General features: G+C 70.8%; 15 protein-coding genes. 9 read left to right on the top strand and 6 right to left on the bottom strand.

Annotated elements, in window-relative coordinates; translation table 11 throughout:
* Positions 1-135 precede the first annotated feature (135 nt).
* The gene (gene murJ / locus RLT57_RS14800) at positions 136-2,595 is read right to left on the bottom strand and encodes a murein biosynthesis integral membrane protein MurJ (protein WP_311297861.1); all 2,460 of its coding nucleotides are present in this window, start codon (positions 2,593-2,595) and stop codon (positions 136-138) included.
* Between the two features lie 26 nt (positions 2,596-2,621).
* On the bottom strand, positions 2,622-5,054 hold the full coding sequence (locus RLT57_RS14795; RefSeq protein ID WP_311297860.1) for a DUF6049 family protein: 2,433 nt from the start codon (positions 5,052-5,054) through the stop codon (positions 2,622-2,624).
* Between the two features lie 165 nt (positions 5,055-5,219).
* On the opposite strand from RLT57_RS14795, the gene RLT57_RS14790 reads away from it, so the two are divergent.
* Entirely contained in the window at positions 5,220-6,713 is a 1,494-nt protein-coding gene (locus tag RLT57_RS14790; RefSeq protein ID WP_311297859.1) for a CCA tRNA nucleotidyltransferase, read from the top strand.
* Between the two features lie 66 nt (positions 6,714-6,779).
* Here the strand turns inward: RLT57_RS14790 and RLT57_RS14785 are convergent, their stop codons facing one another.
* The 4 genes from RLT57_RS14785 to RLT57_RS14770 all read right to left on the bottom strand — a co-directional run bounded on the left by RLT57_RS14785 (position 6,780) and on the right by RLT57_RS14770 (position 10,939).
* Positions 6,780-8,078 (bottom strand): MFS transporter, encoded by a 1,299-nt coding sequence (locus RLT57_RS14785; RefSeq protein ID WP_311297858.1) that lies wholly within the window; start codon positions 8,076-8,078, stop codon positions 6,780-6,782.
* A gap of 329 nt (positions 8,079-8,407) precedes the next feature.
* Positions 8,408-9,982 (bottom strand): LacI family DNA-binding transcriptional regulator, encoded by a 1,575-nt coding sequence (locus tag RLT57_RS14780; RefSeq protein ID WP_311297857.1) that lies wholly within the window; start codon positions 9,980-9,982, stop codon positions 8,408-8,410.
* Positions 9,983-10,031: 49 nt separating this feature from the next.
* Positions 10,032-10,475: a hypothetical protein gene (locus tag RLT57_RS14775; protein ID WP_311297856.1), complete on the bottom strand. Its 444-nt coding sequence runs from the start codon at positions 10,473-10,475 to the stop codon at positions 10,032-10,034.
* A gap of 77 nt (positions 10,476-10,552) precedes the next feature.
* A complete protein-coding gene (locus RLT57_RS14770; RefSeq protein ID WP_311297855.1) occupies positions 10,553-10,939 on the bottom strand; it encodes a hypothetical protein in 387 nt (128 codons plus the stop codon).
* A 576-nt stretch (positions 10,940-11,515) separates the two neighbouring features.
* Between RLT57_RS14770 and RLT57_RS14765 the strand changes: the two genes are divergently transcribed.
* The 8 genes from RLT57_RS14765 to RLT57_RS14730 all read left to right on the top strand — a co-directional run bounded on the left by RLT57_RS14765 (position 11,516) and on the right by RLT57_RS14730 (position 14,633).
* Positions 11,516-11,728 carry a hypothetical protein gene (locus RLT57_RS14765; protein WP_311297854.1) on the top strand — a complete coding sequence of 71 codons (213 nt, stop codon included), beginning with the start codon at positions 11,516-11,518 and terminating at the stop codon, positions 11,726-11,728.
* Positions 11,725-12,006 carry a helix-turn-helix domain-containing protein gene (locus tag RLT57_RS14760; RefSeq protein ID WP_311297853.1) on the top strand — a complete coding sequence of 94 codons (282 nt, stop codon included), beginning with the start codon at positions 11,725-11,727 and terminating at the stop codon, positions 12,004-12,006. Before RLT57_RS14765 ends, RLT57_RS14760 begins: the two co-directional genes overlap by 4 nt.
* A gap of 95 nt (positions 12,007-12,101) precedes the next feature.
* Positions 12,102-12,455: a hypothetical protein gene (locus RLT57_RS14755; protein WP_311297852.1), complete on the top strand. Its 354-nt coding sequence runs from the start codon at positions 12,102-12,104 to the stop codon at positions 12,453-12,455.
* The gene (locus RLT57_RS14750) at positions 12,452-12,961 is read left to right on the top strand and encodes a hypothetical protein (RefSeq protein ID WP_311297851.1); all 510 of its coding nucleotides are present in this window, start codon (positions 12,452-12,454) and stop codon (positions 12,959-12,961) included. The genes RLT57_RS14755 and RLT57_RS14750 overlap by 4 nt, the downstream gene beginning before the upstream one ends.
* Positions 12,961-13,224, top strand: coding sequence for a hypothetical protein (locus RLT57_RS14745; RefSeq protein WP_311297850.1), 264 nt, complete (start codon positions 12,961-12,963; stop codon positions 13,222-13,224). The genes RLT57_RS14750 and RLT57_RS14745 overlap by 1 nt, the downstream gene beginning before the upstream one ends.
* Positions 13,221-13,889, top strand: coding sequence for a hypothetical protein (locus RLT57_RS14740; RefSeq protein ID WP_311297849.1), 669 nt, complete (start codon positions 13,221-13,223; stop codon positions 13,887-13,889). The genes RLT57_RS14745 and RLT57_RS14740 overlap by 4 nt, the downstream gene beginning before the upstream one ends.
* Complete coding sequence (locus tag RLT57_RS14735; protein ID WP_311297848.1) at positions 13,889-14,152, top strand: hypothetical protein; 264 nt, start codon at positions 13,889-13,891, stop codon at positions 14,150-14,152. Before RLT57_RS14740 ends, RLT57_RS14735 begins: the two co-directional genes overlap by 1 nt.
* Positions 14,139-14,633 carry a hypothetical protein gene (locus tag RLT57_RS14730; protein ID WP_311297847.1) on the top strand — a complete coding sequence of 165 codons (495 nt, stop codon included), beginning with the start codon at positions 14,139-14,141 and terminating at the stop codon, positions 14,631-14,633. Before RLT57_RS14735 ends, RLT57_RS14730 begins: the two co-directional genes overlap by 14 nt.
* Positions 14,634-14,713 lie beyond the last annotated feature (80 nt).

Here is a 14,713-nt window from a genome sequence, read left to right as displayed (position 1 = left end):
GTTCCTGCCTCCCCATCCATTGCGCGATCTCACGTCCAGCCGATGACAATTGTGCCCACACTCCGCCGCTATGCACGACACACGGCGGGCCGCGATGGTTGCGCGCCCGTGCGCCCCGGATGGCGCGCCACCGGATCAGCGCCCGAGCCGGCCCCGCACCATACCGATCATCGCGGTCATCTCTTCGATCCTCATCCGCTTGGCGGCGACGACGAACAAGCCGAGCAGCAGGACACCGCCCACCACCAGAGCGGCCAGCGAGCCGACCGCGCCGCTGCCGAGCGCGCCCATGACGGCGTAGACGGCGAGCCCGGCGATGCCGGCGGCCGGAATGCAGGCGCCGACCAGCCGGGCGTAGGTGCGGACCACCCGGCGGCCGTCCAGATCGCCGTTCAGCCGCCCCCGCAGTCGCCTGGCGGCTACCCCGACGCCGACCGCGTACGCGAGTCCGTAGGCGAAGCCCATGCCGACCACGGCCCAGCGGGCGGGCAGCACCAGGAAGCAGATACCGGAGGCCGCCGCGTTGACCGCGGCCACGATCACCGTGTTGTAGAAGGGGGTGCGGGTGTCCTCGAAGGCGTAGAAGCCGCGCAGGATCACGTACTGCACGGAGAAGGGGATCAGGCCGACCCCGAAGGCCATCAGGATGAAGCCGATGTTCTGCGCGGATTCGGCGCCGGTGCTGGCGTAGAGCAGGCCGCACATCGGCACGCCGAGGGCGAGGAAGGCGAAGCCGGCGGGCACCATGGCCACCGCCGAGGTGCGCAGGCCGTAGGAGATGTCGTCGCGGACCGCGGTGACGTCGCCGTCGGCGGCGGCCCGGGAGATCCGCGGCAGCACGGCCGCCATCACCGACACGGTGATGATGGCCTGCGGCATCTGCCAGATCAGCAGCGCGTTGTTGTACGCGGTGATGCCGGTGCCCTGGTAGCCGTCCTTGTCGGCGTTGGAGCCCGCCCAGGTGGCGAGCTGGGTGACCGCGATCAGGCCGGCCTGGTTGGCCAGGACGAAGAAGAACGTCCACTTGGCGAGCTTGGCGGCCTTGCCCAGGCCGTGGCCCCGCCAGTCGAACCGGGGCCGGAACTTGAAACCGGCGTCGCGCAGGTAGGGCAGCATCGCCAGTGACTGCACGACCAGGCCGAGCAGCGTGCCGAGGCCCAGCAGCCGGGCGCCCTCGGGGGTGATCGTCGTGGCGTCCATCCGCGTGGTGCTGTAGGAGCCGTACACCCAGATGAACATCAGGAAGGTGAAGATCACCACGATGTTGTTGAGGACCGGGGTCCACATCATCGCGCCGAACCGCCCGCGGGCGTTGAGCACCTGGCCCATCACGACATGGACGCCCATGAAGAAGATGGTCGGCAGGCAGTAGCGGGCGAAGGTGATCGCCACGCTGTAGGTGTCGGGGTTGTCGGCGATCTTCGCGGACATCAGCCGGACCAGCACCGGCGCCCCGAGGACGGTGACCGCCACGATGCCGCCCAGCAGCACCATCACGACGGTCAGCAGCCGGTTGGCGTACGCGGCGCCGCCGTCGTCGTCGTCCTTCATGGCACGGACGAGTTGCGGGACGAAGACCGAGTTGAGACCGCCCCCGATGGTGAGGATGTAGATCATCGTCGGCAGCGTGTTGGCCACCGCGTAGGAGTCGCCGAGGGTGGCGACGCCGATCGCGGCGGCGATCACCAGGGTGCGGACGAAGCCAGTGACACGCGAGACCAGGGTGCCGGCGGCCATCAGCGCGCTGGACTTCAGGACGCTGCCGCCGCCGGCCGCCGGGGCCGCCGGCACCGGCGCGGTCGCGTCCGGCGGCACCTCCCCCGGCACCCCGGGGGCCACGGGTACCGGCTGCCCCTGGGGCTGCTGGTACGGGTAGCCGTACCGCGGATCGACGTAGCCTTGGTGGCCGTATCCCTGCAGGCCGTACTGGGTGTCACCGTACTGCGGCTCGGCGTACGCCGCGTACTGGCCGGTCTGGTAGGCGGCCTGCCCGTAGGCGGGCTCCTCGTACGTCGGCTCGGAGTAGCCGGTCCCGGTGTTGTCCGCGGGCACCTGCGGGTACGCCTGCTGATAGCCGTACGGCTGCTGCTGGTAGCCCTGCTGCGGATACTGCTGCTGCGGATAGCCGCCCTGCTGCTGGGGAGCCTGCGGCGCCTGCTGCTGGGGCGGCTGGGCGTAGTTCTGCCGGGGGTCCGGCTGGTGTGCCGGATCGTGGGACGGCTCGGCGGCGGCCCCGGCGCCCTGGTCGCGGAAGAGGTGCGCGTAGGGGTCGTACGGCTGCTGCTCGGGACCGGACCCGCCGACGAGGCCGTCCACCCCTCCGTACTGGCTGGACGCGCCGTCCCCGTAGGGCGGCTGCGGCTGGCCGAACTGTTGCCAGTGCCGGCCGCCGTCCGGCGGGAGCGGCGGCGGGGGGTGGGCTGCCCGGTCGTAGAGTGCCTCGTCCACCGGATCCTGGGCCATCGGCCCCTGCTGTTCGTAGGGGTCGTAGGCGTAGGTGTTCTGCAGATACGGGTCAGGTGGCGTGGGACGCTGCTCGGGCTGGGGAGGCATCTGGCCCGCAGAGTCGCGATCACCGTCATACGGCGCGTTCATCAGTGCCCCACCTTATTGTCCGCCGGCTATCCGTCCACCTTCTCACCTGCCGGGGACGGCTCGGGACTTCGCCGTGCGGTGTCAGCCGCAGGGTCACCCGGCTGCCCGGGCCCGGCGTCGTCCGCCCGGCCGTCGCCTCCGTCGTCCCCGCTGCTTCCGCCGCCGCCGTCCTCGCCCTCGGAACCGCCGTCACCGCCGCCGGCGCCGTCGGAGCGCGCCTGCCGCTTACGTTGACGGTAGATCCGCACCCCCGCCAGCACCAGCAGGAGAAGTCCGCCGGCGATGATGAGCATCACCAGATCGGTGACCTTGGTGATCTTGACATTGAACTGCACCCGGTCGGTCTTCGTGGCATCCGGTGGGTACTGGGCGCCGTCCTGCGTGTAGAGCTGGGCGGTGATCTCGACCTTGCCGTTGGCGCTGGCGCTGGTCTCGAACTTCAGGGTACGGCTGTGGCCGCCGTCGATGGCGATGGGCTGCAGCGGGGTCTTGATCTCCAGCCGGATGTCGGAGGTCGAGGCCAGCCGCAGCGTGAGTCCGCTGATCGGCTGGCCGAGGTCGTTCTTCACGGTCACCGGAATGGTGCCGCTGCGCCCGGACAGGGTCAGCGGTGTTTTGTGCAGGATGTGCACCGCACCGATCAGGTCGTCGAGGTAGGCGCGGATCGACCTGCGGAAGTCCTCCGGATCCGTGATGTCGCCGGGCTGTCCCGCGCCCTGCGAGCGGGGCCGCCAGCCGGTGGAGACGGCTCGCAGCATCGCGTTGTGGAAAGGCACGGTCACCCGGTCCTTGATGGTGAGGATGTCCACGAACTCGTTGAGGGACCGCTGCGTCCCGCGGAGTTCGGCGAAGTCCGCCGCGGACATCTCCTTCCTGCTCAGCACCTTCGGATAGGCGGTGGCGGAGGGCACCCGGCGGCCGGCGGCGGGGTCCGTCGCGGACTTGGCGGCGTCGTCGAAGGACTGCGTCTCGGCCCAGGAGCTGTTGTCGATCTCACCGATGGCCTCGGCCATCGCCTGGGCCTGCGAGACCGACGGCACCCGCTGCGGGGCCACCAGCACGCTCCGCTGCCTGTTCGGCGCCTGCATGGTGATGAGCAGGGTCTGGGCGACGAAGTTCTGCACCGCGGCCTGGTAGCTCCTGGCGTACGCCATGTCGCCGTTGAAGGCGGTGGACAGCGGGGCGTCGGCGACCATGGCGGTGGTGCCGCCGCCGATCGGCCTCGGCGCGGTCGGGGTGTAGTCGGTGGAGCCGTCGCCGAAGGTGTCGCTGCGGGCGATGATCCGGCGTGCCCCGCCGGACCGGGCCGTCGACACGATGGACGGGTCGAGTGCGCCGTTCACCGGCCAGGCCACGTCCGTGGTGGCCTTCACCCCGAGGATCGTGTCGGTGGCGACCTGGCCGAGACCGACCGCGGACTTGAGGAGCTGCCCGGCACCGGTCGCGGCCTTGGCGCGGCCGGCGCCGCCCGTCGAACCGTCGTGGTGGGCCAGCGAGGCGATGTCGGTGTCGCCGAACGGCAGGGAGATCACCGGGGCGCCGGCGACCGCGGTCCGCAGCGCGTTGAGCCAGGTCCTGGCGTCGGCGGAACCGGTGCCCGGGGCGGTCCGGGTCACGTCGTCGGGGGAGATCGCCACCCGGTACGGCTTCGTCATCGCCTCGACGGAGGCCAGCAGGTCCGGGTCCACGACCCAGGTCACCGGAAGGTCCTTGGCCAGGTCCACCATCACCTGGAGCCGGCCGCCGGGTGCGAGTTCCTTGGCCAGGTCGTCGTCGAGGAAGATCGGGCTCTGCTGGGAGTTGGTGTCGCCCTCGGCGGCGATGTGCGGCCGGTCGGTCAGTGGCCACAGGTAGGTGATCCGGCTCGGCTTGGCGTCGCCCTCCTGATACCAGGGCAGAAAGGTGCGCGCGATGCCGACCACGTGCGTCCAGGGCTCCACCGCGGTCTGGCCGTCGAGGGTGACGGACAGCTGGTAGACGCCGCTGGCGCCGAGGTCGAGGGCGCTGACCGGGACCTTGAGACTGAAGGCGGCGCTCAGCCCGGGGCCGATGTCCGGTACGTCGGCGGTGTGGCCGCTGGTGTCGGCCTCGCCGTCCAGACCGTCGTCGTAGCCACCGCGGTCGATGACGTCCTTCATGGCGCTGCGGGTGGCCAGCGGGCCTCCGCTGCCGATCCGGACGCCGACGTACGCGTCGGTGATCTTCGACTTTCCGTTGTTCACCACCGTGCCGGAGACGGTCACCGCGCCGTCGACGGCCGGTACCCGCGGACTGAGGGCGTTCAGCGACACCGTGGCGGTGTGGGAGCCGGTGGGCGTCTGCGCCTGTGAGGCGGTCGCCTGGAGGCCTTGCAGCGGCCCTGTGACGAGGGCGGCCCCGACCAGGAGCGCGGTGAAGCGCGGCAGACGCCGCCGCAGGCTCGACGGGGCTCTTCCGAGTGCCTGTACCGCCTCGCCCACGCGTTTCGCCCGTCCCTCGTCGTCACCGGTCGTCGCTCGTCCATCGGATGTGCGTGCTGGCATGTTAACGAGCGGCGCTGTGGCAAAGTGCTGCGGAGTCCGTCTGCGGGCAGGACGGCAAACCCGGGCGCGGGAGGACGGCGCGGACCCGTACCCTTGTCCGTTGTGCCGAATGCCAACAACGCCGCCCGGACTCAGCGGACTCGCCACCGGGTCGATCCCGTCGCCGAGGACCTCGGCCGGCGCTTCCGCGACGCCGGATTCCAGCTCGCCCTTGTGGGCGGCTCGGTCCGGGACACCCTGCTGGGCCGGCTCGGCCACGATCTCGACTTCACCACCGACGCCCGGCCGGAGCAGGTGCTGAAGATCCTGCGGCCGTGGGCGGACGCGGTGTGGGAGGTCGGTATCGCCTTCGGCACCGTGGGCGCTCGCAAGGACGTCCCCGCCGTGCGGACCGAAAGCGCCGACGAGGCTGAGAGCGCAGGAGGCGCCGTCGGCGCTGCGGGCGCCCCCGGAAGTTTCCAGATCGAGGTGACGACGTACCGCTCCGAGTCCTACGACCGGACGTCCCGCAAGCCGGAGGTGTCCTACGGCGACACCATCGAGGACGACCTGGTCCGCCGGGACTTCACGGTGAACGCGATGGCGGTCGCGCTGCCCGGCACCGACTTCATCGACCCCTACGGCGGCCTGGACGATCTGGCGGCCCGGCGGCTGCGCACCCCCGGCACCCCGGAGGCGTCCTTCTCCGACGACCCGCTGCGGATGATGCGGGCCGCCAGGTTCGCCGCCCAGCTGGACTTCGAAGTCGCCCCCGAGGTGGTCGCGGCGATGACGGCGATGGCCGACCGGATCGGCATCGTGTCGGCCGAGCGGATCCGGGACGAGCTGAACAAGCTGCTGCTGTCCGACCACCCCATCAAGGGCCTGCGGCTGCTGGTGGACACCGGCCTCGCCGACCGGGTGCTGCCCGAGCTGCCGGCGCTGCGGCTGGAGCTGGACGAGCACTTCCGGCACAAGGACGTCTACGAGCACTCGCTGACCGTGCTGGAGCAGGCCATCGACCTGGAGGAGGACGGCCCGGACCTCACGCTGCGGCTGGCCGCCCTCCTGCATGACATCGGCAAGCCGCGGACCCGGCGCTTCGAGCAGGACGGCCGGGTCTCCTTCCACCATCACGAGATGGTGGGCGCCAAGATGACCAAGGCCAGGATGACCCAGCTGAAGTACCCCAACGACCTGATCAAGGACGTCTCCCGGCTGGTCGGGCTGCATCTGCGCTTCCACGGCTACGGCAGCGGCGAGTGGACCGACTCCGCCGTGCGCCGGTATGTGCGGGACGCCGGGCCGCAGCTGGACCGACTGCACAAGCTGACCCGCTCCGACTGCACGACCCGCAACAAGCGCAAGGCGGACGCGCTCTCCCGTACGTACGACGGTCTCGAAACGCGGATCGGTGAGCTTCAGGAGCGCGAGGAGCTGGACGCCATCCGCCCGGACCTGGACGGCAACCAGATCATGCGGGTCCTCGCGGTCCCGCCCGGACCGGTGGTCGGCCGGGCCTATCAGTACCTGCTGGAACTGCGGCTGGAGAACGGTCCGCTGGGCGAGGAGGAGGCCGTCGCCGCACTCAGGGAATGGTGGGCGGCACAGGGCTGAGCCTGGCGGGGGGCGATGTTCCACGTGGAACACAGCCCGATGTTCCACGTGGAACACCGGGCGCGCTTACGTCCGCAGCCCGGTTTCCTCCGGTGTCAGCCGCTCGACACGCATCACCCCGGCGGCCACCGCCGCGTAGATCAGTGACAGGGCGAGGACGAGGGTGGCCGAGCGGCCGTCGGCCGGCAGGATCAGCGCGGCGACTGCGGCGGCGCCCACGAAGGCGACATTGAAGGCGACGTCGTACAGGGAGAACACCCGGCCCCGGTAGTCGTCGTCGACCCGGGTCTGCATCACGGTGTCCGTGGCTATCTTCGCGCCCTGAGTGGTGATGCCGAGCGCGAAAGCGGCGAGCAGCATCGGAGTGGCGGTGAAGGTCAGGGCGAGTGGCGGCAGCAGGACCGCGGAGGCGGCCGAGCAGCCGGCGATCCAGCCCGCGGTGCCGAAGCGGACGGTGGCCCACGGGGTGATGATCGCCGCGGTGAAGAATCCGGCCGCCGATATGCCGACCGCGAGGCCCAGCAGCGCCAGGCCCGCGCCGCTGTCGGACGGGTCGGACCAGGCGTAGCGGCAGAGCATCAGCAAGGTCACGGTGAGGGCGCCGTAGCAGAACCGCATCGCGGTCATCGCGGTGAGCGCCTGCCGGGCGGTGGGCCGCTGCCGTAGATGTGCCAGACCGTCGGTGAGGCCGCGGGCGGTGGAGGCGAGTGCGGCGCCGAGCCGCGGACCGTTCCCGATCAGCTCGGGGCCCAGCACGTCGCGGCCCAGAGCGAGCGAGGACAGCCCGGCGCACAGGTAGAGGAATCCGCCCAGCAGCACCGTGGCCGCGTCGGCGCCGGACCCGGCGGGGACGAAGAGGTGCACCACGAAGGCCGCGCCCCCGCCGATGGCGGCCGCGAGGGTGCCGGCGGTGGGGGTGAGCGAGTTGGCGGTCACCAGCCGTGCGGCGTCCACCACTCGGGGCAGCGCGGCGGACAGCCCGGCCAGCACGAAGCGGTTGACGCCCGTGACGGACAGCGCGGCGAGATAGAACAGCCAGTCCGGCACGTGCAGCAGGATCAGCCCGGCGGTACCGCAGGACAGCGCCGCTCGCAGCAGGTTGCAGTACAGCAGCACCTGCCGGCGCCGCCAGCGGTCCAGCAGCACCCCGGTGAAAGGCCCGAACAGTGAGTACGGCAGCAGCAGTACAGCCATCGCGGAGGCCACCGCGCCTGGTGACGCCTGCTGCTCCGGAGAGAAGACCACATAGGCGGCGAGCGCGACCTGGAAGACGCCGTCGGAGAGCTGGGACAGCAGACGCACCACCAGCAGCCGCCGGAAGTGGGGCAGCCTCAGCAGCACGCGCAGATCCCGCACAACGGACATGGACACAGCCTCACACGACAGGGAAGGCCCCGGGAACGCGCCCCGGGGCCTTTCGTCTGTGCCGGGCTGCCCGTCCGACGGGCCGGCCGGGCCGGTCGAGCCGGACTCAGCGGACCGTACGGTCCGGCGGCAGCCGATCACACGGTCCGGAGATCACGGCGAGGACGCCGCTCACCCGGACAGCGCGGGATCGCACGGGTCAGCGCTCGACCTCGCCGCGGATGAACTTCTCCACGTTGTCGCGGGCCTCGTCGTCGAAGTACTGCACCGGCGGGGACTTCATGAAGTAGGAAGACCGCTACTGTGCAGAGTCCAATAGGAGCAGCAGGTCAGAGCAGGCGCAGACTGGCCCGCCTCCCTCGATCCCGCCGCTCTGGGAGAGCTATGGGAGATGATCTTGGAGAGAGGCTCTGCAGCAGCTGGTCGAGAGCCGCCACGGGCGACCGCGGATGCATCCCCGCACGCACCTGCAGCGCTGCCTCCCACAGGCCCGTCAGATCCTCCATGAGTCGCTGGACCATGCCTGGGGCGATGTGCGCGTATTGCGCCGACACAGAGCCGTCCAGGTGCCCCATGCGGTCATCCATGAGGACGCGGGGCGTACCGAGATCCTCCATCACGGTGCGGTGGGAGTGGCGCAGACCGTGGGTCGTCAGATCAGCCTCGATAGGGGACCAGCAGGCCTGCGCCTTCGCTGCCGAGTGTCGCCCCCGGATGACCTTGCCCGGCCACGGGTCTGCCAGCAGGCGCACCGGCCTGGCCGGCTCATCAACGCCCTGGCGGGGATACCACCCGGATGCCGCCGGCGCGAACACCTCGCGACGCCACGAGTCGCGTTCCCAGTGAGGCAGGATCATGGACTGCGGCACCGGCAGCTGGTCCCGTGCGGCCAGTACCCGGGCACGGGTCGAGGCGGCCACCGGCCCCCCCGAGATCGAGCGGGAGACGGTAGCGAGGCTCACGCCGGCGGCCTCGGCTATCAGGGCCCTAGGAAGGGGCGTCAGCCGCTCAGGGCCGGTGAAAACGTATTTTGCCCCGTGGCAATTGCACGGCGGCCGGAGGGCGACGAGGGGTCTGAGCAGATCGGAGAGAAACCGGGGTATGTCGATGTCACGGTACGAGTCGTCTTTCGGCGCCCCCTCGACCAGGACCCCGCCATCGAGTTCGTACAGCTGGAACTCGATCCGTATCCAATGGGGCCGGACAAACGAGGGCTTGAGTCCGACGATCTCACCCCACCGCATGCCCGTGTAGAAATCCATGATCACAGCTATAAACTCGTCATCTCGACCTGTCAAAATACCCGCCCGCTCCGCGATAATGAGAGCCGAGACGGCATCAACGACGGCCTTCTCCGGTCCGCGACGATTTCCCGTGCTCCGGCCGGCTCGCTTTCCACGCCCGCGTCGAGTCGTGGCGACGTTGGCAGGGATGAGTTTCTGCTCTACAGCATCGCCTAGCATGACGTGCAGCGTGGACCGCCAGGTGCGGATACTCGATGCCGGATAACCTCGGTCGCTCTCCGACCTACTCCAGAGATTGACGGTCTCCTCGTCAATTTCAGTCATCAGCATTTCGCCGAACGCCGGCAGCAGGTGAGTCTCCAGATGGTTCCGGTAGTTCTGCATGGTGCTCAGCGCAAGATCGAGGCCCGCGTACCACCGGTTGGCGAACTGCGCGAAGGTCTCCGGAGTCCGGTCGACGGGCTGGGCGACGGGTGCGGTCCTCGCCCGCTCGGCCGCCTCCTGGTCGTTCGCGGCCTGGGTCGCCGCGCGCTTCGTCGGGAACTTGACGGTGCGCCCGTAGGCGTCCTTGACGGTCCCGTACCTGCCCGGCGCGATTTTGTACCGGGCTCTGTAGTAGACATCGCCCGCCCGGTCCTGACGTCTTTCTGGATACCCCAACCCGAGTCCTCTGGCTGGACCTCGGGGGCATCAGCCACGCCGAGGTGATTTACACCATTGTTCGGAGGCGGTCCCCCCCTAGCTGGACCACCTCGCCGCGCCACAGGTGGACCAGGCCGCCGTCCGCCAGCAGTTCCTCGAATGCGGCGTTGAGCGCCGCCATCATCTCGTCGGGCCCCAGCGACGGGTCCACCCACGCTGTGATGTCCCCGCGTCGCTCCGCGAGGGTGACGGCTGCGAGCGCTGGGACCGGTGCCTGCCTGTATCTGATCGCCATTGTTCGGAGGCGGTCCCCCCCTAGCTGGACCACCTCGCCGCGCCACAGGTGGACCAGGCCGCCGTCCGCCAGCAGTTCCTCGAATGCGGCGTTGAGCGCCGCCATCATCTCGTCGGGCCCCAGCGACGGGTCCACCCACGCTGTGATGTCCCCGCGTCGCTCCGCGAGGGTGACGGCTGCGAGCGCTGGGACCGGTGCCTGCCTGTATCTGATCACGAACGACCCCCCTGGTCATTTTGTGTTCGTGTATTGACGATACGTGTTTCAGCAGGCGTATCCCCACGCAAATGCGATCAGTCGGGGTCCCCATCCGCATCCGCCTGCTCAGCCGCCTCGATCATGGCTCGCCACCGTCGCTGGTCAGCTGCTGACATCGCCCCCAGGTGAGCGACGACGATCCGCACGTCCTCGCTGTAGCCCGCCAGTTCGCTGGTCTCGTACTGGAGGTACTGAGCCGCGGCAGCCTTCTGCACTCGGGCCAGCGGTAGCTTCAGCGCGGCCGCGATGCCCCGGAGTCGTTCAGTGCTGGGGGCGGCTGAGATCTGGTTGGTGGCCAGTTTCTGCAGGTAGGGCTTGCTCACGGGATGGCCGGCAGCCTCGGCCCGGTCTGCCATGGTCTGATAGCTGACGCCAGCATCGTTGGCCTCTCGCACGAGGCGGCTCAGGTCGTCCCGATTCATCTGGCGCATTAGATGCGGGGGGATGTCTTGTTGCTCTGCGTGTGCGCTGTCAGGGGTGTGATCTGCACCCATGGTCGCCTCTCTCGGTCAGCTGGGGGGCAGCCACCGTTGTCCAGACCGCCGTGCGGTCTGCATCTGTAGACGTTTTGTCTACGGGAGACAGCCTAGCGATTCCCGACACCCACTGGGCCGACTGCATCCGACCGTCTCGATCTGTAGACGGATCGTCTCCGAGTATGTTTTAGTGTTCCTGTTCGTAGACGAGGTGGCACGGATCGAGAGACGGGCGCAAATGCTGTACACGCTCCGAGATCGCGGGATTCTCCGCTGGTTGATGGACCACCCGGGTCGGGGTGCCCCTTTCAGCATTCGTCAGCTGTCTGCCGAGTCCGGAGTCGACCGGGCCACGATTGGTCACCTGCTGAGCGGCAGCAGGAGCGCCTGCGACGTGGGAGCAGCGCACCGTATATCGGAGACGATCGGCGTTGCCCTGCTGGTGCTCTTCGCGCCGCCTGCGTCTCCGAATCGGAACGAAACGTATCGAGAATTGAGCCACTTGGACATGGAGGAGCAACCGTGGCAGGCAGCCCCCCACCCGGGATGATCTGGATCAGAGACACCCCCGCCGGCCCCGGCATCGCCAGCAGGCTCGGGATCTTGCCCGGCACGTACCGGAAGTGGCGCACGCGGGGGATCGGCCCGAAAACGTTTCAGATGGGACGGCGTGTGGTTGCGCGCATCCAGGTCGTCGACGAGTGGATCAGCCAGCAGGAGCAGGCGGGCTCATGATCCCCGTCCTACACACGCCGGCGGAGGTCGCCGAAGCCCTCGGATGCTCCGAATGGTGGGTCAAAGAGCAAGCACGGCAGCGGCGCTTCCCGCACGTGCGCGCGGCCGGAAATCGCATCAGGTTCCTGCAGTCTCACCTCGACGTGATCCTGCGCCGTCTGGAGCGCCCCGTCATCGAGGCCGCCCCGGAAACGACTGCTGGTCGGCAGCAGCCAGCCCTGCCCCCGATCACCCTGCTGCAATCCCGTCCCCCTCGCCGCGCCCGCAGAACGGCGTGACTCGCGGCTATGGGACGGGGCCGCCCGGTCGTGACCCGGTGCGGCCCCTGCAGCCCGACTCCAGCAGACAACGAACGGAAGAGAGAGCTATGAGCATGATCCCACGATCTGAGGTGGCGGCCTTCGCGGCGGCGGTCTCCGATGTGCTGTGCCTGCCGGTACCGGCGCCTACCGCCGAGGACCGGGCCGGGTATCAGGCCGAGCTGGCGCTCCGGGCCGCGCACGTGCGGGCCTGGGCGGATGCCGTCGTGACCGCGCCGCAGGTGCCGCTGCTGGAGATCACCACCGGCATGGCCGGGCTGGGAGTGCAGCGCAGTCTGCTGCCGTATCTGACGGGGCCGGACCGCGCGTACCTCGAGGCGCAGCTGGTGGAGCAGCGGCATCAGCTGCTGGACCCGGCGGTGCCGGTGCTCCCGGTGGCCGTGCCCGCGGCGGGTGGTGCCCGGTGACCGGGGAGCTGACTGCGGCCGAGCGGGCGGCGCTGCCGGTGGCCCGGGCGGGGATGCTGCGGCTCCCGGCCGCGCCGGCTCCGGACCCGCGGGTCGCCGAGGTCCGCGAGCGGTTCGCCCGGTCGACGGCCGCCTACACGGCAGCGCCGTTCCCCGGCAAGATCGTCGCCCTCCTGGTGGAGGAGATCGAGCGCCTGGAGACCACCCCGTTGCCAATACCGGGGCAGGTGTTCCTGCCGCTCCGGGACGGCCTGCCGATCGACCACCCGTACGCGACCCGGGACGGGGCCGCGGCGCGGTGCGAGGCCGAAGCCCGCGCCCGCGCCGGCGCCCCTGGCCTGGCCCTGGAGTGGCTGCCCGGCCTCGATGACCCGGCGGTGACCGAGCTCGCGCAGGTCCACCGTGCCCACACCAGCGCGACCGGGTACGCGGTCCGGACCGTGCCGGTCCTGACCACCACCACGACGGTTCCGGCCCCGGCCGGGGCTGCGGAAGGGATGAACTGATGCCCGGGACGACGAGTCACGGTGTGTGCGGGGTGTCGGGGTGCGGGTCGACCGCGGCGTATCTGGACGCCACCACCGTGCGGACCGCGGGCTGGGTCCAGGTCCGGCGCGCGGCCGAGCCGGCCGGCTCGGCCCGGTGGTTTCACAGCCTGGCCTGTGCGGCCCGGGGTGTCGGGACCGAGCGCCTGGTCCGCGAGGACCTGGCCGCCACGGACCGGGCCGAGGCTGGTCTGCCCTGCGACGGGGCGGGGGCGGGCCGGTGACCTCGGCGGAGGAGTCCTATCTCGGCTGGGACGAGCTGCACCACCACACGGCGTGCAAGCGGCCGGCGTGGACGGTCGACACGAAGACCGAGTACGACGTGTACCGGCCCCGGGACCGGGAGAGCACCGCGCCGCACGCCTGCCCGGCCGAGGAGTGCGGGCACGGGCCGCGGATGGAGCGCACGACGGTGCGGATCGTGTGCCGGTCGTGCGGGTGCGCGTACGTCATCACCAGCGAGACCGGTGTGTCCACCACCAGCACCCGGTCCCTCGGGTACGGACTGGCGCCGGAGCGCAGGGCCGGGCTGCTGCTGTGGCAGGGCCAGCCCTTCCTCAGCTTCGGCCGGCTCAGCGAGGACATGCCGTGGGACTACATCGTGACCCGGCCGGGCGTGACCCGGCCGGTGCGCGAGGACCTGGTGGGCGAGATCAGCCAGACCCGCGGCAAGCGCGGTGCGGTGCGCTACGGCGCGGTCGCCGTCCCTGACCCGTACGGCCGGTACGGCTACGGCATCCGCTGGGCGGTGGCGACCGACGGGCTGGCGACGCCGACGGCTGCCGCGCGGTGGATCGCCGCCCAGCTCGCCCAGGCCGCCCAGGCGGGCGGGGCGACCGCGACCGCGACCGGGGCTGCGACTGCGACCGGTTCGGCTGGTGCCTGCTGATGGCCGCCAGGAAGAAGGCGGTCCCGGCGGTCTCGGCGGGTCCGACCGCGGCCGAGAAGAACCCGACCGGGCGCCACCTGATGAGCGCGCGCCCGCTGTCCGCTGCGGAGCGGCGGGAGTGCGTGCGGCAGGCCGCCGCCCACGCCGTCGACGGCTCCGATCTGCGCTATCTGCTCGCGGTCCTGGGCCTGACCGCCCAGGACGCCGCACGCCCCGCCCCCCAGCCGCCCAGAAAGGGATCCGGATCCGATGTCCAGACATGACGAGACCGAGCGTGAGCGCCTGGCCCGCGAGCTGGACCGGGCGCGCGAGGAGCTGGGCGAGGCCCGCGAGCAGGCCGCGGTCCTGCGGGGCCAGCTGCAGGGTCAGCGCACGGCGGGGGAGACGATCGCGGTGCAGCTGGCCGAGCGGGCCGCGCAGGTCGGCGCCGACCTGGGCCGGGTACAGGCCGGCGCCGCCCGCGCCCGGACCGACGCCGTCACCATGCGCCACCTGATCGCCGCGCACGTCCTGGCCCTGCAGACGGGAGCCGGCCCGGAGCTGGCCGCCCGCGGACTGCTCGACCAGCTCATGGTCCGCGGGATCGACCTGTCGGCCGAGACCGCCCAAGCCCAAGCCCGCGCCGAAGCCGCGGCGCCGGCAGCCGGTGCCGCGCCCGCGGCCCGGATCCCGGCCGCGGTTCCGCACCCGGCCCCGGCCGCGGCGGGTTCCGGGGCCGGGACCCGGGACCGGCCCGCCCCGTGAAGCCGCGTCGGCCGCCGCCGTGCGAGTCCCTCGCCGCCCCGCACGCCTACACCTACGCCCGTCTCTACATCTGCGGGTGG

This window comes from Streptomyces sp. ITFR-21, assembly GCF_031844685.1.
Lineage (GTDB): Bacteria > Actinomycetota > Actinomycetes > Streptomycetales > Streptomycetaceae > Actinacidiphila.
The sequence above is the reverse complement of the archived record's forward strand: the minus strand, read 5'-3'. Positions and strand labels throughout refer to the sequence as shown.